Origin of the sequence: Lentzea sp. NPDC051208, from assembly GCF_040682435.1 — a bacterium.
GTDB lineage: Bacteria > Actinomycetota > Actinomycetes > Mycobacteriales > Pseudonocardiaceae > Lentzea > Lentzea kristufekii.
In genome coordinates this window covers 102,449-120,564 of sequence record NZ_JBFBAW010000013.1, presented here as the reverse complement: position 1 = coordinate 120,564, position 18,116 = coordinate 102,449, and the positions used below count along the sequence as shown (strand labels likewise).

The 18,116-nt window shown below is 69.6% G+C and carries 18 protein-coding genes; 15 read left to right on the top strand and 3 right to left on the bottom strand.

Features of this window, described 5'->3' with window-relative positions; genetic code table 11:
- Positions 1 to 88: 88 nt before the first annotated feature.
- The 6 genes from AB0M48_RS29350 to AB0M48_RS29325 all read left to right on the top strand — a co-directional run bounded on the left by AB0M48_RS29350 (position 89) and on the right by AB0M48_RS29325 (position 6,766).
- Positions 89 to 1,429 carry a glutamine synthetase family protein gene (locus tag AB0M48_RS29350; protein WP_363848126.1) on the top strand — a complete coding sequence of 447 codons (1,341 nt, stop codon included), beginning with the start codon at positions 89 to 91 and terminating at the stop codon, positions 1,427 to 1,429.
- A complete protein-coding gene (locus AB0M48_RS29345) occupies positions 1,416 to 2,111 on the top strand; it encodes a gamma-glutamyl-gamma-aminobutyrate hydrolase family protein (RefSeq protein WP_363848123.1) in 696 nt (231 codons plus the stop codon). The genes AB0M48_RS29350 and AB0M48_RS29345 overlap by 14 nt, the downstream gene beginning before the upstream one ends.
- The gene (locus AB0M48_RS29340; RefSeq protein WP_363848120.1) at positions 2,108 to 3,460 is read left to right on the top strand and encodes an aldehyde dehydrogenase family protein; all 1,353 of its coding nucleotides are present in this window, start codon (positions 2,108 to 2,110) and stop codon (positions 3,458 to 3,460) included. Before AB0M48_RS29345 ends, AB0M48_RS29340 begins: the two co-directional genes overlap by 4 nt.
- A 13-nt stretch (positions 3,461 to 3,473) precedes the next feature.
- On the top strand, positions 3,474 to 4,241 hold the full coding sequence (locus AB0M48_RS29335; protein ID WP_363848117.1) for a 3-oxoacyl-ACP reductase: 768 nt from the start codon (positions 3,474 to 3,476) through the stop codon (positions 4,239 to 4,241).
- The gene (locus AB0M48_RS29330) at positions 4,242 to 4,940 is read left to right on the top strand and encodes a GntR family transcriptional regulator (RefSeq protein ID WP_363848114.1); all 699 of its coding nucleotides are present in this window, start codon (positions 4,242 to 4,244) and stop codon (positions 4,938 to 4,940) included. It abuts the gene before it with no gap.
- A gap of 182 nt (positions 4,941 to 5,122) precedes the next feature.
- Positions 5,123 to 6,766, top strand: a complete 1,644-nt coding sequence (locus AB0M48_RS29325) for an AMP-binding protein (protein ID WP_363848111.1) — start codon at positions 5,123 to 5,125, stop codon at positions 6,764 to 6,766.
- A 133-nt stretch (positions 6,767 to 6,899) separates the two neighbouring features.
- On the opposite strand, the gene AB0M48_RS29320 is transcribed toward AB0M48_RS29325, so the two are convergent.
- Together AB0M48_RS29320 and AB0M48_RS29315 are read right to left on the bottom strand one after the other, a co-directional pair.
- Complete coding sequence (locus tag AB0M48_RS29320) at positions 6,900 to 7,427, bottom strand: hypothetical protein (protein WP_363848108.1); 528 nt, start codon at positions 7,425 to 7,427, stop codon at positions 6,900 to 6,902.
- Positions 7,424 to 7,738: a hypothetical protein gene (locus AB0M48_RS29315; protein ID WP_363848105.1), complete on the bottom strand. Its 315-nt coding sequence runs from the start codon at positions 7,736 to 7,738 to the stop codon at positions 7,424 to 7,426. The genes AB0M48_RS29320 and AB0M48_RS29315 overlap by 4 nt, the downstream gene beginning before the upstream one ends.
- A 140-nt stretch (positions 7,739 to 7,878) precedes the next feature.
- Here AB0M48_RS29315 and AB0M48_RS29310 point away from each other — a divergent pair, with 140 nt between their 5' ends.
- The 9 genes from AB0M48_RS29310 to AB0M48_RS29270 all read left to right on the top strand — a co-directional run bounded on the left by AB0M48_RS29310 (position 7,879) and on the right by AB0M48_RS29270 (position 16,058).
- A complete protein-coding gene (locus tag AB0M48_RS29310; RefSeq protein ID WP_319987219.1) occupies positions 7,879 to 8,370 on the top strand; it encodes a GNAT family protein in 492 nt (163 codons plus the stop codon).
- Positions 8,371 to 8,448: 78 nt separating this feature from the next.
- Positions 8,449 to 10,455 (top strand): threonine--tRNA ligase, encoded by a 2,007-nt coding sequence (thrS, locus tag AB0M48_RS29305; RefSeq protein WP_363848545.1) that lies wholly within the window; start codon positions 8,449 to 8,451, stop codon positions 10,453 to 10,455.
- A complete protein-coding gene (locus AB0M48_RS29300) occupies positions 10,452 to 11,000 on the top strand; it encodes an HIT domain-containing protein (RefSeq protein ID WP_363848102.1) in 549 nt (182 codons plus the stop codon). The genes thrS and AB0M48_RS29300 overlap by 4 nt, the downstream gene beginning before the upstream one ends.
- Positions 11,001 to 11,056: 56 nt before the next feature.
- A complete protein-coding gene (locus AB0M48_RS29295; RefSeq protein WP_363848099.1) occupies positions 11,057 to 11,236 on the top strand; it encodes a hypothetical protein in 180 nt (59 codons plus the stop codon).
- Positions 11,237 to 11,514: 278 nt separating this feature from the next.
- The gene (locus tag AB0M48_RS29290) at positions 11,515 to 12,354 is read left to right on the top strand and encodes a helix-turn-helix transcriptional regulator (RefSeq protein ID WP_363848096.1); all 840 of its coding nucleotides are present in this window, start codon (positions 11,515 to 11,517) and stop codon (positions 12,352 to 12,354) included.
- Between the two features lie 146 nt (positions 12,355 to 12,500).
- Positions 12,501 to 13,103, top strand: coding sequence for a phosphatidylinositol phosphate synthase (gene pgsA / locus AB0M48_RS29285; RefSeq protein ID WP_363848092.1), 603 nt, complete (start codon positions 12,501 to 12,503; stop codon positions 13,101 to 13,103).
- Positions 13,100 to 14,002, top strand: a complete 903-nt coding sequence (locus tag AB0M48_RS29280) for a phosphatidylinositol mannoside acyltransferase (protein ID WP_363848090.1) — start codon at positions 13,100 to 13,102, stop codon at positions 14,000 to 14,002. The genes pgsA and AB0M48_RS29280 overlap by 4 nt, the downstream gene beginning before the upstream one ends.
- Positions 13,999 to 15,111 (top strand): glycosyltransferase family 4 protein, encoded by a 1,113-nt coding sequence (locus AB0M48_RS29275; RefSeq protein WP_363848087.1) that lies wholly within the window; start codon positions 13,999 to 14,001, stop codon positions 15,109 to 15,111. Before AB0M48_RS29280 ends, AB0M48_RS29275 begins: the two co-directional genes overlap by 4 nt.
- Complete coding sequence (locus tag AB0M48_RS29270; protein ID WP_363848084.1) at positions 15,108 to 16,058, top strand: NUDIX domain-containing protein; 951 nt, start codon at positions 15,108 to 15,110, stop codon at positions 16,056 to 16,058. The genes AB0M48_RS29275 and AB0M48_RS29270 overlap by 4 nt, the downstream gene beginning before the upstream one ends.
- Here AB0M48_RS29270 and AB0M48_RS29265 read toward each other — a convergent pair.
- Positions 16,018 to 18,075 carry a tetratricopeptide repeat protein gene (locus AB0M48_RS29265; protein ID WP_363848082.1) on the bottom strand — a complete coding sequence of 686 codons (2,058 nt, stop codon included), beginning with the start codon at positions 18,073 to 18,075 and terminating at the stop codon, positions 16,018 to 16,020. The genes AB0M48_RS29270 and AB0M48_RS29265 overlap by 41 nt on opposite strands.
- Between the last annotated feature and the right edge of the window lie 41 nt (positions 18,076 to 18,116).

Sequence of the window (18,116 nt, the reverse complement as noted above, 5' to 3'; positions counted from 1 at the left end):
GCGGTGGTTGAGGGTGGCGCCAGTCACCCGGTGGTGTCAAGATGGTGCGGCCAATGGCTCGCAGACATACCTTTGGAGGAACGCGGAGATGCTGACCGTCGAGGAGTTGCGCGATGCCGTGGACGCCGGTGAGATCGACACCGTCCTGGTCGCGATCGTGGACATGCAGGGCCGCCTGCAGGGCAAGCGGTGTGCGGCGCGGTACTTCCTCGACGAGGTTCTCGGGCACTCCGCGGAGGGCTGCAACTACCTGCTCGCCGTCGACGTCGAGATGAACCCGGTCAGCGGCTTCGAGATGTCGAGCTGGGAGCGCGGGTACGGCGACTTCGTGATGAAGCCGGACATCGGGACGCTCCGCCGCGTGCCGTGGCAGGAGGGCACCGCCCTCGTCATGTGCGACGTCGTCTGGGAGAACGGCGACCCCGTCGTCGCGTCGCCGCGCCAGGTGCTGCGCAAGCAGCTCGAGCGGCTCGACGCGCTCGGCCTCGACTGCTACGTAGGCACCGAGCTGGAGTTCATCCTCTTCGACGACTCCTACGAGCAGGCGTGGAACGCCGGCTACCGCGACCTCACGCCGTCCAACCAGTACAACGTCGACTACTCGTTGCTCGGCACCGCGCGCGTGGAACCGTTGCTGCGGGCCATCCGCAACGGCATGACGGGCGCCGGCATGGTCGTCGAGTCGGCCAAGGGCGAGTGCAACCCCGGCCAGCACGAGATCGCGTTCAAGTACACGACGGCGCTGCGCACGTGCGACCAGCACGCGATCTACAAGAACGGTTCCAAGGAGATCGCGTCCCAGCAGGGCAAAGCGCTCACGTTCATGGCGAAGTACAACGAACGCGAGGGCAACTCCTGCCACATTCACCTCTCCCTGCGCTCCAAGGACGGCGAGCCGGTCTTCGCCGAGGGTCACGGGATGTCCCAGCTGATGAAGCACTTCCTCGCGGGCCAGCTGGCCGGGCTGCGGGAGCTCACCTACTTCCTCGCCCCGAACATCAACTCCTACAAGCGTTTCGTGAAGGGCTCGTTCGCGCCGACCGCGGTGGCGTGGGGACGCGACAACCGCACGTGCGCGCTGCGGGTCGTCGGCCACGGCCACGGGCTGCGGTTCGAGAACCGGGTCCCCGGCGGTGACGTGAACCCGTACCTCGCGGTGGCGGCGCTGATCGCGGCCGGCCTGCACGGCGTCGAGCAGAAGCTGGAGCTGGAGGACGAGTTCGTGGGCAACGCCTACGCGTCCGACCGGCCGACGGTGCCGACGACGCTCAAGGAGTCGGCGGAACTGCTGGCGGGCAGCACGATCGCGCGCGAGGCGTTCGGCAAGGACGTCGTCGACCACTACCTGAACGCGGCCAAGATCGAGCTGACCGCGTTCGAGGCGGCGGTCACGGACTGGGAGAAGGTGCGCGGGTTTGAGCGCCTCTAAGCCGATCATCGGCATCAGCACGTACCTGGAGCGCACGCGCTTCGGGCTGTGGGACGTGGAGGCCGCGGTGCTCTACCGCGGTTACCTCGACTGCGTGGTCGAGGCCGGGGGCAACCCCGTCATGCTGCCACCGGTCGGCACCTGGAACGCCGAGACCATCGGGTTCCTGGACGGCCTGGTGATCGCGGGCGGCGCCGACATCGACCCCGCGGCCTACGGCGCGGAGAGGCACGAGAAGACCGGCGAGCCGAGCCGCGCCCGCGACGACGCCGAGTTCGCGCTCGTCGGCGCCGCGCTGAAGCTCGACCTGCCGGTGCTCGGCGTGTGCCGGGGCATGCAGGTGCTCAACGTGGCGCTGGGCGGCACGCTGCACCAGCACGTCGAGGGCCACAACGAGGCGCCCGGGGTGTTCGGGACCACCGAGATCGAGGTCGTGCAGGACACGCACCTCTACACGATCATCGGCCCGGAGACGACCGTGCAGTGCCATCACCACCAGTCGCTGGACCGCGTGGCGGACGGGCTGCGCGTCACCGCGAAGGCGCCCGACGGGACCGTGGAAGCCGTCGAGCTGGAAGGCGCGCGGTTCGTCGTCGGCGTGCAGTCGCACCCGGAGCAGGACATCGAAGACCTGAGGCTTTTCGAAGCCCTCGTCGATGCGGCAAGGAGCAAAGCGTCGTGACCTTTGACGTCATCAACCCCGCCACCGAGAAGATCGTGCGGTCCGTGCCGCACACCACCCTCGGTGACACCGACGCGGCGATCGGCCGGGCGCAGAAGGCGTTCGAGAGCTGGCGCGGCGTCGCCCCCGGTGACCGCGCGAGGCTGCTGCGGAAGTTCGCGGAGGTCGTCGACGCGCACGTCGAGGAGCTGGCACGGCTGGAGGTCGAGAACTCCGGCCACACCATCGGCAACGCGCGGTGGGAGGCCGGCAACGTCCGCGACGTGCTGCAGTACTACTCGGCCGCGCCGGAACGCCTGTTCGGCAAGCAGATCCCGGTCGCGGGCGGGCTCGACGTCACGTTCCACGAACCGCTCGGCGTCGTCGGCGTGATCGTCCCCTGGAACTTCCCGATGCCCATCGCGGGCTGGGGGTTCGCACCCGCGCTGGCCGCCGGCAACACGGTCGTGCTCAAGCCCGCCGAGGTCACCCCGCTGACCGCGATCCGCCTCGGCGAGCTCGCGCTGGAGGCGGGCCTCCCGGAGGGCGTGTTCCAGGTGCTGCCGGGCAAGGGCAGCGTCGTCGGCAACCGGTTCGTGACGCATCCGTTGGTGCGCAAGGTCGTCTTCACCGGCTCGACCGAGGTCGGCAAGCAGATCATGGCCGGCTGCGCGAACCAGGTGAAGCGGGTGACGCTGGAACTGGGCGGCAAGTCGGCGAACATCGTCTTCGCGGACTCCGACCTGGAGAAGGCGGCCGCCACGGCGCCGTACGGGGTGTTCGACAACGCGGGGCAGGACTGCTGCGCCCGGTCGCGGATCCTCGTGCAGGCGAGCGTCTACGACAGGTTCATGGAACTGCTGGAGCCCGCGGTCCAGGGCGTGCAGGTCGGCGAACCCGGCGACGAGGCGACCGAGATGGGGCCGCTCATCAGCGCGTCGCACCTGAGCAAGGTCGCGTCTTACGTCCCAGACGACACCCACGTCGCGTTCCGCGGGTCGTCGCCGGACGGACCCGGTTTCTGGTTCCCGCCCACGGTTCTGACGCCTCCCGCCGACCACGTGACGGTCACCGAGGAGATCTTCGGACCGGTCGTCGTCGTGCTGCCGTTCACCGACGAGGCCGACGCCGTCCGGATCGCGAACGACTCCGAGTACGGCCTGTCCGGGTCGATCTGGACCAACGACGTCAGCCGCGCGATCCGCGTCTCGCGTGCGGTCGAGGCCGGAAACCTGTCGGTGAACTCGCATTCGTCCGTTCGCTACTGGACCCCGTTCGGTGGTGTGAAGCAGTCCGGGCTCGGCCGTGAGCTCGGCCCGGACGCGCTCGACTCCTTCACCGAAGTCAAGAACGTCTTCATCGCTACCTGACAGGAGAAACAAGATGGTGCAGCGACTCGAGGGCCGCGTGGCCGTCGTGACGGGTGGCGGCAGCGGGATCGGACTCGCGACCGTGCGCAGGTTCGCGAGCGAGGGCGCGAAGGTCGTCGTCGCCGATCTCGACCCGGCCACCGGCAAGGCGGCCGCGGACGAGGCGGGCGGGCTGTTCGTCCAGGTCGACGTGACCGACGAGGAACAGGTCAAAGCGCTCTTCCAGACCACTGTGGACACTTACGGCAAGCTGGACATCGCGTTCAACAACGCCGGTATCTCGCCGCCCGACGACGACTCGATCCTCACCACGGGCATCGAGGCGTGGGAGCGCGTCCAGAAGGTGAACCTCACGTCGGTTTATTTGTGTTGCAAGTACGCCATTCCGCACATGCAGGCCAACGGCAAGGGTTCGATCATCAACACCGCGTCGTTCGTGGCGACGATGGGCGCGGCGACGTCGCAGATCTCCTACACGGCGTCGAAGGGCGGCGTGCTGGCGATGTCGCGCGAACTCGGTGTGCAGTTCGCGCGCGAGGGCATCCGCGTCAACGCCCTGTCGCCCGGCCCGGTCAACACCCCGCTGCTGCGGGAGCTGTTCGCGAAGGACCCGGAGCGGGCCGCACGGCGCCTCGTGCACGTACCGCTCGGTCGGTTCGCCGAACCCGAGGAGATCGCCGCGGCCGTCGCGTTCCTGGCGTCCGACGACTCGTCGTTCATGACGGCGTCGAACTTCCTCGTGGACGGCGGCATCGCCGGCGCGTACGTGACACCGCTCTAGATGGTGGAACACGCGCAGGAGGCGTTGTTCCGCCCGGTACGGGCGGGCAACGCCTTCGAGGAGACCGTCGAACGGCTCATGCAGTCCATCCGGCTCGGCGTCGTCGCGCCGGGGGAGCGGCTGCCGTCCGAACGGGAGCTGGCCACCCGGCTCGGCGTGAGCCGGGTGACCGTGCGCGAGGCCATCAGGTCGTTGCAGGAGAACCACTACGTCGAGTCCCGAAGGGGCCGGTACGGCGGCACGTTCGTCAACGACGTGCTGCCGAAGTCCGCGCCCGCCAAGGACTTCGGCGACGTCCACGACGTGCTGACGCTGCGCAGGGTGCTGGAGACCGGGGCGGCCGAGACGGCGGCGGGACGGTCGCTGGGCCCCGCCGAACGACGAGGGCTGCGCGCCCGTCTGGAAGAGGCCTCCACCTCGACGCTCGCGGAGTACCGCCGCAAGGACTCGCGGCTGCACCTGGCGATCGCCGAGGCCACCGGATCGGCCGCGCTGACCGCCGCCGTCGCCGAGTCGCGGATGCGCGCGAACGAGCTGCTGGACCACATCCCGCTGCTCGAACCGAACCTCGCGCACTCCAACGCCCAGCACGAACGAGTCATCGCCTCCATTTTGGACGGAGACCCCGTCGGCGCACGGCAGGCCATGGCCGAACACCTCGACGGCACGGCGTCGTTGCTGCGCGGCTTCCTGGTCTGACCCGTCAGACCCCGCCGGGACCGGTGGGAATGGTCACGGTTGTGAAAGCGGTCCGCTGTAAACGTTTGCAGGGTAGAATGTCGTGTTGTCATGCACATTCCGCATGGAACAGCCCTTGGCGTGAGCCTTGCGGACAGTTACCGTCCGAACACCTCGGGGACTTGCAGCGCGAGGAGCTGTTGATGCCAGGGTTGCGCAAGGTGTTTCGCGACGCCATGGGCCGGGTGCACTCACTCCGCGTCTTGTCCGCCGCGGGCATGGTGAGTCTCACGAACTTCAAGATGTCGATGCAGGCGTTGCAAGAGGTCAAGGTCTGGGGGCCGAACGTCACGGCGCTGCGCCGTTCCGTCCGGCTGAACCCGGACGGCATCGCCGTCGTCGACGAACGAGGATCCGTCACCTACCGCCAGCTGGACAGGCGTTCCAACGCGATCGCGCAGGGCCTGCGCGCTCTGGGCGTGCAGCACACCCACATCGTCGCGGTGATGTGCCGCAACCACCGCGGCATGGTCGAATCACTGCTGGCGTGCGCCAAACTCGGTGTCCGCGTGCTCCTGGTGAACACCGGGTTCGGCGCCCCGGTGGTCCTGGACCTCCTGCAACGTGAACGCGCGTCGCTCGTCATCCACGACGAGGAGTTCACGCCGCTGTTCCACCAGCTGCCGCCGTCGATCCCGCGCTGGCTCGCGTGGTCGCGGGACGGACTGGACCGTCGCACACCGACACTGGACCAGCTCGTGGCCAAGGCGCCGCGCGGCGAACTGGAACCGCCGCGCGAACCGGGCGTCGTGATCCAGCTGACGTCCGGCACGACCGGGACGCCCAAGGGCACCGCCCGCGAGATCAAGTCGGTGCTCACCGCGTCGGACTTCCTCGACCGCATCCCGATGACCTCCGGCGAGTCGACCTTCATCGCCGCGCCGATCTTCCACTCGGTCGGCTACTCGCACCTGACGCTCGCGATGTCGCTGGGATCACGCGCGGTGCTGCACCGCCGTTTCGACCCGCGCAAGACGCTCTGGTCGGTGCAGGGCCAGCGCTGCACGACGCTCGTCCTGGTGCCGACGATGCTGCAGCGGATCATGGAACTCGAACGGCACGTGATCGACTCGTACGACCTCTCCCACCTGAAGGTCGTGTTCTCCTCGGGCGCGCCGATCACACCGGACCTCGTCGAACGCACCCAGGCCGTGCTGGGACCGGTGCTCTACAACCTCTACGGCTCAACGGAAGTCGCGGTCGCCACGGTCGCCACCCCTGAGGACCTCGCGGCCGCGCCGTCCAGCGTCGGCCTGCCACCGCACAACTGCGTCGTGCGCATCTACGACGCCGAGGGCAACCGCATCACGCGGTCGTTCGTGACCGGCAAGATCTACGTGCGCGGCTCCCTGACCGTCGACCTGTACACGGACGGCACGCAGAAGGAGTCCATCGACGGGCTCGTCGCGACCGGCGACCTCGGGCACTTCGACCCCAGCGGCCGGCTGTACTTCGACGGCCGCGAGGACGACATGATCGTCTCCGGCGGCGAGAACGTGTACCCGGTCGAGGTCGAGAACCTGCTGATGACGCACTACCGAGTGCGGGACGCGGCGGTGCTCGGCGTGCCGGATCCCGAATACGGGCAGCGGCTGCGCGCGTTCGTGGTGCCGGTCGCCGGAGCGCGGATCGACGTGCGGGAGCTGCGCGAGTTCGTGCGCACCCGGCTAGCGCGGCACAAGGTCCCGCGCGAGGTCGTCGTGGTGCCGCAGTTGCCGCGCAACGCGACCGGGAAGGTGCTGCGGCGTCAGCTGCTGGCGATCCGGCTGGGGCCGCAGCCCCACTAGACAGGTGGGCGGAACGCACGCCACCGCAGAACGAGGGGGACTAATCCGGCCGTGGCGCGCGTTCCTGGTTTTGGGGAGCGCACGCCCAGCGCCGTCGGGGAATCGGTTGTTCGCTGGGCGTGCGCTCGGTCGGTCACCGCTCGAAGCGGTCGCCGGGCCGGCCCTCACCGAAGGGGCCGCGCTGCTCGAAGCGGTCTCCGCCGCGGTCGGGCCCGCGCTCTCCGCGCTCGTGCACCCGCACCTTGCCCGGACCGCCGCGGTGGTCGGAGCGCTCGGCGGCGACCGCTCCCACGATGCCGCCGCCGAGGACGAGCCCCAGCAGGCCCACGGCGACCAGCTGCGTGGCGCGGTGCCGCACGAAACGCCGTCCCCGGCCGGGGCCCACGGGCACGGCGGCCACAGGCGGCGCCGCTGGAGGGGGAGTCGGTGCTTCCGCCGCCGTGGCCGCGGCCGGTGCGGGCTGTTCAGCCGCAGCTGGTGCGGGTTGCTCCGCCACCGGCGTGGCGGGCTGGGCCGGCAGTTCGGCGGTCGGGTGCTGACCAGGCGTGGCCGGTGCGTCGGCCGGCAGCGGGGTCGTTGCCTGGTCCGGTGCAGGCGGGCTGGCCTGCGGCTCGTTCTTGGACGGCTCCCGCGGTGGAGGCGTCTGTCCCTGCTCGCTCATGTCCTCAACGATGCGCCGTTCGGCTGAGCTGGGGCTGACAGCCACCTGTTCGTTTCCTGAAGTCCTCCAGGATCGCGCAGCGAGTTCATGACAGGCCTGGAACCAGCGAAAACGTGCCGCTGGTCGGCGTAGGTCGCGCCGAAGAGCTCGTCGTCCAGGACGCCGGTCCACAGGAAGTGCAACGTCGTGCGGGTGCCGTTGCGGGCGTCGCGTCGGGCGTAGTGGTCGCGCAGATCGGCGTAGAGCAGGCGCAGTTCGTCCCGGTTGGACTCGGTGAGGCGGACCGGGCATTCGACGACCAGGTCGGACATGATCGATGCTCCATTCGGCGGGCCGGGAGACAACAGCGTGCTCGCCCCGGGTGCTCGGCCGCATCCGAAAAACCACTCAGAAGCGCGTACGTAGGTAACGCGGCCGGAATCCTGTTGCGCGCACCCGCTTCAATCGGTGCATGGAACTCGTACCCCTGCGCAAGGAGTTCGCCGCCGAGATGGCCGCGACCCGGCCGAACGACGACGAGGTCAACCGCCTGACCGGTACTCACGCGACGTTCACGCTGGAGGATTACGAGGCGTACATCGAGCGGACGTTGAACGATCCGGACCGCTACACCCGCGCGATCACCGAGGACGGGAAGTTCCTCGGCGAGGTCGTTCTCACCATCAATCCGCACAACCGCTCGGCGGGCATGCGGATCGCGTTGTGGGACGGCTTCGGCAAGGGGTACGGCTCGATCGCGATCAAGCACGTCCTCGACCACGCGTTTCACGAGCGCGGGCTGCACCGGGTCGATCTGGAGGTGTACGACTTCAACGAGCGGGCCATCCACGTCTACGAGAAGCTCGGCTTCCGCGAGGAGGGCCGGTTGAGGGACGCCCTGCTCTGGGACGGCGTCTTCCACGACGCGATCGTCATGTCCGTCTTGAGCACCGATAACATCTGATCCGTTCACCCCATTGCATCGATCGTAGGAGTCACCGTGTCCGAGTCGCGCCCAGCAGTCGCCCAGAACCCGCCGCGCGTGGTGGTTCCGGCTGGGACGACGGCGGGCACGGCCGTGCGCGAAGCCGGTCTGCCGGGCAAGGGCTCCGACGCGATCGTCGTCGTGAAGGACGCCGAGGGCCACCTGCGCGACCTGTCGTGGACCCCGCAGGTCGACGTCGAGGTCGAGGCCGTCGCCGCGGACACCGAGGACGGCCGCAGCGTCATCCGCCACTCCGCCGCGCACGTGCTGGCACAGGCCGTGCAGCAGCAGTTCCCCGAGGCCAAGCTCGGCATCGGCCCGCCCGTGAAGGACGGCTTCTACTACGACTTCCAGGTCGAGAAGCCCTTCACGCCCGAGGACCTGCAGGCGCTCGAGAAGCGCATGAAGCAGATCATCAAGTCCTCGCAGCGGTTCTCCCGCCGCGTCGTCGAGTCGATCGACTCCGCGAAGGCCGAGCTGGCGAAAGAGCCGTTCAAGCTGGAGCTCGTCGACATCAAGAGCGACGTCGACACCAGCGAGATCATGGAGGTCGGCGGCGGCGAGCTGACGATCTACGACAACCTCGACCCGCGCTCCGGTGAGCAGGTCTGGGGCGACCTGTGCCGCGGCCCGCACGTGCCGACCACCAAGCACATCCCGGCGTTCAAGCTGACCCGCGTGGCCGCCGCGTACTGGCGCGGCAACGAGAACAACCCGCAGCTGCAGCGCATCTACGGCACCGCGTGGGAGTCGCAGGAGGCTCAGGACCTCTACCTGGAGCGCCTGGCCGAGGCCGAGCGCCGCGACCACCGCAAGCTCGGTGTCGAGCTCGACCTGTTCTCGTTCCCGGACGAGATCGGCTCCGGCCTCGTGGTGTTCCACCCCAAGGGCGGCATCATCCGCAAGGCGATGGAGGACTACTCCCGCCAGCGCCACACCGAGGCGGGCTACGAGTTCGTCTACTCGCCGCACATCACCAAGGGCAAGCTGTTCGAGGTCTCCGGTCACCTGGACTGGTACAAGGACGGCATGTACCCGGCGATGCACCTCGACGCCGAGTACAACGAGGACGGCACGGTCCGCAAGCCCGGCCAGGACTACTACCTCAAGCCGATGAACTGCCCGTTCCACGACCTGATCTTCAAGGCGCGCGGCCGGTCCTACCGCGAGCTGCCGCTGCGCATGTTCGAGTTCGGCTCGGTCTACCGCTACGAGAAGTCCGGCGTGGTGCACGGCCTGACTCGCGTGCGCGGCATGACGCAGGACGACGCGCACATCTTCTGCTCGCGCGACCAGGTCCGCGACGAGCTGAAGTCGCTGCTGAACTTCGTGCTGGACCTGCTGCGCGACTACGGTCTGGACGACTTCTACCTGGAGCTCTCGACCAAGAACCCGGAGAAGTTCGTCGGCCCGGACGACATCTGGGAGGAGGCGACCGCGACGCTCGCCTCGGTCGCCGAGGAGTCCGGTCTCGAGCTCGTGCCCGACCCCGGTGGCGCCGCGTTCTACGGCCCCAAGATCTCCGTGCAGGCGCGGGACGCGCTCGGCCGCACCTGGCAGATGTCGACCATCCAGCTCGACTTCATGCTGCCCGAGAAGTTCGAACTGGAGTACACCGGCCCGGACGGCTCCCGCCAGCGCCCGGTCATGATCCACCGCGCGCTGTTCGGCTCGGTGGAGCGCTTCTTCGGCGTGCTGACGGAGCACTACGCGGGCGCGTTCCCGGCGTGGCTCGCGCCGGTGCAGGTCATGGGCATCCCGGTGACGTCCGAGAACGCCGACCACCTGTTCGCGGTGCGCGACGTGCTGCGCAAGGCCGGCATCCGGGTCGACGTGGACGCCTCGGACGACCGCATGCAGAAGAAGATCCGCAACCACACCATGCAGAAGGTGCCGTTCATGCTCCTGGCCGGTGCCAAGGACGTGGAGGCGAACGCGGTGTCGTTCCGGTTCCGCGACGGCACGCAGATCAACGGCGTGCCGGTGGAGCGGGCGGTCGAGCAGATCGTCGAGTGGGTCGGCCGTCGCGAGAACGCCTCGCCCACGGCGGAACTGCTCTCGTGACGCCTGAGTACTCCGAGCAGGCCGGTGTGGGGGTCCACGACGCGTTGCAGCGTCTGTGGACCCCGCACCGCCTGTCGTACGTGCAGGGCGCGGGCAAGGCCGAAGGCGACGAGCCCGCGGGCTGCCCGTTCTGCCGCGTGGTGGAACTGTCCGACTCCGACGGTCTGATCATCGCGCGCGGGGCCGAGGTCTTCGCGTTGCTGAACCTGTACCCGTACAACCCCGGTCACCTGATGGTGTTGCCGTACCGGCACGTGGCGGACTACCCGGAGCTGACGGTCACGGAGACCGCCGAGCTCGCCGCGTTCACCCAGAAGGCCATGACGGTCGCGCGGCACGTGGCGGCACCGCACGGGTTCAACATCGGCATGAACCAGGGCGTCGTCGCCGGCGCCGGGATCGCCGCCCACCTGCACCAGCACGTGGTGCCGCGGTGGGGCGGCGACGCGAACTTCATGCCGGTCATCGGGCACACCAAGGTGCTCCCGCAGCTGCTGGGGGAGACCCGTCAGCTGCTGGCGGACGGCTGGAAGACGGTCGACTGATCGTTTCGCGGTGTCTATCTGTTGACTTTCGATAGATCGCGCGCGATAGTCGATCTATGCCTCGACTGTTGCTGCCCCTGGTGGGCTGCGTCCTGCTCGTCGCGCTCGGTGTCAGCGCGCTCCTGTACGCCCAGCACGACGATGCTCCGGGCCTCGGGCTCATCGCGTTCGTGCTGATTTTCGGCGGCATCGGCCTTGGTGTTCGCGCGGTATTGCGGACTAAACGAGGCGTTTAGTCGGCGTGACCGTGATTGAAAGCCGTACTAATTGTTGGACAAAAGAGTGACAAAAACCACTCATGTTGTCCGCACTGGACAATCGAGGCTGTTTCCACGCGGAACGGAATAGGTTTCGATTACAACTTTCGGGTGCTTTTCTCCAGTCGATCGAGACGTAACGCCAGCACAAAGCGATTCCAGGTAGGTGAGATCACCCACCTGGAGGTGTCAACTGCGAGTCAAGTCCCCGCCTATGGCCGATCGTCTCACCGTGTGCGAATGGTTACGGTGCGAACATGACCGCACCTGAGCGTTCGCGATTAGCGAGAGAGCGGCTTTCGCGTGAACTACGCCGGTTGCGCACCGAGGCGAAGATGACCGGCACGGCCACCGCCCGTGCCACCGGGATGAGCCAGTCCAAGCTGTCGAAGATCGAGAACGGCATGCTGCTCCCGTCCGTGACGGATGTGGAGCGTCTTGTGGCGGAATTGGCTGCCGCGAGAGAGACGCGCATCGAACTGGTCGAACTCGCCAGGTCGCTGCACGCGGAGGCGGAAACCCGCCGCGTCGTGCTGCACCGTGGAGCGCACCGCCACCAGCAGACGATCAGCCGCGTGGAGGCGCGGGCGGCGACATCGAGGTTCTTCCAGGTCAACCTGGTGCCCGCGTTGTTGCAGTCCGAGTCCTACCTGCGGATCGTGCTGGGGACGATGCCGCATTCGGAGCAGGAGGCCGCGGTGGCCGCCCTGCGCACCCGCCGTTCCCGGATGGACGACCTGGCGAAGCAGTTCGTGTTCGTCCTCTCCGAAAGCGCGCTGCGCTGGCGGATGGGTTCGGCGGAGCTGATGGCGGAACAGGTGGAGCACCTGGCCGCGATCCAGCGCCGCCCGAACGTCCGGCTCGGCGTCGTGCCGTGGTCCGCGGACGCGAACGTGGTCGCTTTGCACGGTTTCCACATCTACGACGAGCGTGTCGTCACGGTCAGCGTGCTGACCGGCAACGCCACCATCACCGACCCGCTGGACGTGCGCGAGTACCTCGCGTTGTTCGGGCGGCTGGAGCGGCTGGCGGTGCGAGGGGAGGAGTTGCAGGCGTTGCTCAAACGCATCGCCGAGGACCACCGCCGCCTCGGGTAGCCCGCCTCGGATAGCCCGGCTCGGGCAGACGCTGATCGCACGCGGGGACCTTTCGTACTCTCCATGCGCACGAAAGGTCCCCGCGTGCGATCAGGCAAGGGGCGCGAGGGGTGTGTTTCACCAGTCCAGCTAGGCTGCGACCTGCCATGCTGAACATCTTCGCTCGCGCGTCCGTCTCGCGCGTCACCGATCCGATCGGGGCGTGGCTGCTGGCGCGTGGCCTCACGCCCAACGCCGTGACCGTCGCAGGCACGATCGGCGCCGTCGCGAGCGCGCTGTGGTTCATCCCCCGCGGTCAGCTGTTCCTGGGCTGCGCGCTGGTGGCGTTCTTCGTGCTGCTCGACCTGATCGACGGTGCCATGGCCCGCGCGCAGGGGCCCACGAAGTTCGGTGCCGTGCTCGACGCCACCTGCGACCGCATCGCGGACGGGGCGTTGTTCGCGGCGCTCACCTGGTACGCGTTCGACACCGGCGACCGGTGGACGGCCGCGGCCGGGTTCATCTGCCTGGTGGCCTCGCAGGTCATCTCGTACGTCAAGGCGCGCGCCGACGCGACCGGCCTCTCCGCCGACGGCGGGCTGGCCGAGCGGGCCGAGCGGTTCATCATCGCGCTGATCGGTGCCGGGGTGCAGGGGCTGGGCGTGCCGCACCTGATGGCCATCTCGCTGTGGCTGCTCGCGGCGATGACGGTCGCGACGGTGCTGCAGCGGATCTTCGCGGTCGCGAAGTCGGCGCGGGAGGCCGCGTGAACCTCGCGACCCTCGGGTACACCGCCGGGTGGCGGCTGGTCCGCCTGCTGCCGGAGTCGTGGGCGCGCGGGTTGTTCCGCGCGGGCGCCGACTACGCGGCTCGTCGCGGTGGCGGCAGCGTCGAGCAGCTGCGCCGGAACCTGAGCCGGGTCGTGCCGCAGGCGGGCGAGGACGAGCTCGACGACCTGGTGCGCGACTCGCTGCGCTCGTACGCGCGCTACTGGTGCGAGGCGTTCCGGCTGCCGTCGATGGACCTGCGCGCCGCCCACGAGCAGCACCGGTTCCAGGTGTCCGGCCAGGAGAACCTCGACGCGGCGCTGGCGAACGGCACCGGTGCGATCGCCGCCCTGCCGCACAGCGGCAACTGGGACATGGCGGGCGTCTGGCTCGTCGGCCACTCCGGCACGTTCACGACGGTGGCCGAACGGCTGAAGCCCGAGTCGCTGTACCGCAAGTTCGTGGAGTTCCGCGAGACGCTGGGCTTCGAGGTGCTGCCGCTGCACGGCGGCGACCGTCCACCCGCGACGGTGCTGGCCGAACGCCTGCGCGCCAACAAGGTCGTCTGCCTGCTGGCGGACCGCGACCTGACGTCGACCGGCGTGCCCGTGACGTTCTTCGGCGAGCAGACCCTGATGCCCGCGGGACCCGCGCACCTGGCCTCGACGACGGGCGCCGCGCTGCTGCCGGTCGGGTGCTGGTTCACCGCGGACGGCTGGCACTTCCGCATCCACCCGCCGATCAAGGTCAGCACCGTCCAGGCCGCCACGCAGGCCGTCGCGGACGTGTTCGCCGCCGACATCGCCGCGCACCCGGCCGACTGGCACATGCTGCAGCAGCTCTGGCTCGCCGACCTGCCCGAGAAGCGCCGCGCCGCCCTTGCTCGGAGGCTTTCGCGGTGAAGGTCGGCATCGTCTGCCCGTACTCCTTGGACGTGCCCGGAGGAGTGCAGGCGCACGTCGTCGATCTCGCGCGCGCCCTGATCGGCCTCGGGCACGAGGTGAACGTCCTCGCGCCCGCCGACGACGACCAGGCGCTGCCGCCCTTCGTCACGTCCGCCGGTCGCGCGGTCGGCATCCCGTACAACGGTTCGGTGGCACGTCTGAGCTTCGGTCCCGTGTCGTACGCGCGGGTCCGCCGCTGGATCGACGAGCACGAGTTCGACGTCCTGCACCTGCACGAGCCCACCGCGCCGTCGCTGTCGTTCCTGGCGCTGGTGGTCGCGGACGGCCCGATCGTCGCCACCTTCCACACCTCGACGCCGCGTTCCAAGATGCTGTCGGCGTTCCAGGGCGTGCTGCAGCCGTTCCTGGAGAAGGTCACCGCCCGCATCGCCGTCTCGGCGCTGGCCCGCCGCGTGCAGGTCGAGCACCTCGGCGGTGACGCGGTGGAGATCCCGAACGGCGTCGACGTCGACTTCTTCGCCTCCGCGTCCACTCTGGACGGCTACCCGCGCGCCGGTGGCACGCTCGGCTTCGTCGGCCGCTACGACGAACCGCGCAAGGGCATGCCGATCCTGTGGGAGGCGTTCGGCCTGATCGCCGACGAGTTCCCCGACCTGCGCCTGCTCGTCGTGGGCCGCGGCGAGAACCCGTTCGACGGCCCGTTCTCCGACCGGGTCGACCTGCTGGGCCAGGTCAGCGACGAGGACAAGGCCCGGATGCTGCGTTCCGTGGACGTCTACGTCGCCCCGAACACGGGCGGCGAGTCGTTCGGCATCATCCTGACCGAGGCCATGTCGGCCGGCACCGCGGTCGTGGCCTCAGACCTCGACGCGTTCCGGCGCGTGCTGGACGACGGCAAGGCCGGCGTGCTGTTCCCGGTGGGCGACGCGCACGCGCTGGCCGACGCGCTGCGCCCGGTGCTGCGGGACTCGGCACTGCGCGCGGAGTACATCGACCTCGCCTCCCAGCGGGTGCAGGCCTTCGACTGGTCCGTCGTCGCCTCGCAGGTGCTGCGCGTCTACGAGACGGCCATCGCCGCCGACCCGCGCCGGGTGAGCGAGGCATGATCACCGCACTCGTCATCGTCCTGGTGACCCTGCTGCTGGCCACCTGGATCCTGCGCATCGCGAACCGCCTCGACCGCCTGCACGTCCGCACCGACGCCGCCTGGGCCGCCGTCGACGCCGCCCTGGCCCGGCGGGCGGTCGTGGTCCGCGCGCTGCTGGACCCCGAACTCTCCGCCGCCGCGTCCAGGGCCGAGGCCGCCTCCCGCGCCGACCGCGAACTCCTCGAGAACGAACTTTCCGCCCTGCTGGGCGCTCTCGACCGGTCCGTTCTTCCCACCGCGCTCGCCGCCGAGCTGTCCGACGCCGAGGAACGCGTCATGCTCGCCCGCCGCGTGCACAACGACGCCGTGCGCGACACGTTGTTGCTACGCCGCCGCCGCGTCGTGCGCTGGCTGCGCCTGGCCGGCACGGCGCCGCAGCCGTCGTACTTCGAGATCGCCGAACCGCCTGCCCCGTCGGACGCCGTGCTGCTCACGCCCCGGCCGTCCGCGCGCGTGGTCCTCACGGACGCCCAAGGCCGTGTGCTGCTCTTCCACGGCTTTGATCCCGCCCGCCCCCAGGAGCTCTTCTGGTTCACCGTCGGCGGCGGCGTCGAGAAGGGCGAGGAACTGCGGGACGCGGCCGTGCGGGAAACCTTCGAGGAGACGGGCCTCAAGCTCGCGCCGGAGCAGCTGACCGGCCCGATCTGGCGCCGTCGCGCGGTGTTCAGCTTCGACGGCGAGACGTTCGACGCCGAGGAGTGGTTCTTCCACGCCACCGTCGACGGCGACCTGAGCGTCGACACCTCGGGCTTCAACGACGTCGAGGAGACCAGCATCTCCGGCTACCGCTGGTGGAGCGCGCAGGAGCTGGAGTCCACAGAGGACACCGTGTACCCGGTGCAGCTGGCCGAACTGCTGCCCGGGCTCACCCGGGGCTGGGACGGCCGGACTCGCCCGGTTCGCTGACCCCGCGCCAGTGCTCCAGCTTCTCGCGGGTCGCGCGGAGGTCGGGGTGGTGCTCGCCGAGCACCCTGATCTGGTGCTCCAGCAGCTCTTCGAACTCCTCCACCGCACCGGCCGGATCACCGGTCAGCCCCCGCCACTGGGCGAGGCTCCACCGGGTCGACATCGTGCGCGGGTGGTCCGCGCCCAGTACCCGGAGCTGGTCCTCCAGGAGGTCTTCCAGTTCGTCGGCCGCGTCGTCCAGGTCTCCGGCCTCGGCCAGGACGGCGGCGAGACCGGAGCGTGCTTCCAGCGCACCGGGATCGTCCGGGCCCGCGATGCGCTCCAGATCCCGCACCAGCGTCTCGAACGACTTCACCGCGCGGCCGGGGTTCCCCGACTTCGCCTGCGCGAAAGCGAGGTTGTGGCGGGTGGTCAGCGTCATCGGGTGATCGGGGCCGAGCACCCGCATCTGGTCGAAAAAGAGGTCGCGGAACGCGGTGACCGCCCCAACCCTGTCACCCGAGGCACCGAGCCAGTGGGCGTGGTTGTTGCGGACTCTCAGCGTCTCGACGTGGTCCGGCCCGAACAGCCGTGTCACGTCGGTGAGCAGGTCCCGCAACCCCTCGACCGCTCCGGCCGCGTCGCCTCCGCTGCCACGCCAGCCGGCGGCGTTGAAGCGGCAGAGCAGGGTGTCGAGGTGATCAGGGCCCAGGTACCTGGTGGCGGCGGCCTGGAGATCGTCGAAGTGGCGGACGGCGTCCGCGTGGTACCCGGCCTCGCCGAGGCTCCTGCCCGCGAGGAACAGCAGGACATGACCTTCCGGGCGCCACAGGTGAGCGCCACCGGCATCGGCGAGCGCCTGGGCGTTGGCCCGCAACACCTGACCCAGCAGCGGATCCGTCACGACGCCCGGCCACACCTGCGCCAGCGCGTCCGCGGCGGCCCTGACCACCACCCCGGCCCGCTCGTCGGACCACGCCGCGCGGGTGGCGCGCTGCACGAGCGAGTGCACCCGCACCTCGCGGGACACCGCCCCCTCGCTGAAGGTGAAGAGACTCAGCCGGTGCAGGCATCCGAGCCCGTCCCGCGCATCGGCCTCGTCCACACCGAGGAAGTCGAGCATCGCCCGCGTCGTGAAGACGGCCAGGGGAATCCCGTTGGCGTCCAGCACACTCGCGACGTCGAGCAGCGGCAGCACCACCCCGGTGCGCGCGAGCCGGCCGGCCTGCTCGACCGCCAGCGACCAGGTGGCCGCACTGGGATCGAGCCGCTCCGGCAGGAGAGCGCGGTACTCCGCGCACGACAGGTGGTTGTCCAGCATGTTCGCCGCGGCCTGGGCCAGCGCCACCGGCAACCCGCCGAGCTCGCGCACCAGCCCGTCGTCGTCGAGCAGCGCGGGCTGATCGGCCAGCGCCGTTCGCAGGTAGGCGATTCCCTCGTCCTCGGTGAACGCCTCGACGGCGACCAGGCGCCGTTGGTGCCCGCGCAGCACGGCGTCCCGGCGCAGCGTGGTCACCACCACCTGGCCACCGGCCGGCGGCCACAGCCCGTCGAGGTCGGCAGGAGCCCGCAGGTCGTCCAGCACCACGAGCCACGGCTCGTGCGTGCCCGCCAGCCACTCCAGGAACGTGCGCGCGCCCCGCTCCGGATCGGGATCGTCGACGCCGAGCAGTTTCGCGGCCACGTCGGCGTAACTGGAGACGATCGACTCGCGCGAGGTCGCCGTGACCCACACCAGCAGGTCGACCTCACCGGCGGCCCACAGCCGTTCGGCGTGACCGGCGGCCAGCTGGCTCTTGCCCACCCCCGGCAGTCCGGACAGCACCGTCACCGGAGCGTCGAGGTCGACCGGCCGTTCCTGGAACGCGGCCGCGCGGGGTGGCACCAGGCCGCACCGCAGCGGGAGGGTGGCCCGAGCGGGACCGGGGTGCTGGTGGTGGTGGAAGTCGCCGGTGACCGCGCCGACCTGCAGGACCATCCCGTGCACGTCTCCGTGCACGGTGTTCTCCACGGACTGGGTGGGCGGCTCGTCAGGCATCAAGACCATTATCACCGTGCGACGCGCACCGGACGTGCCCT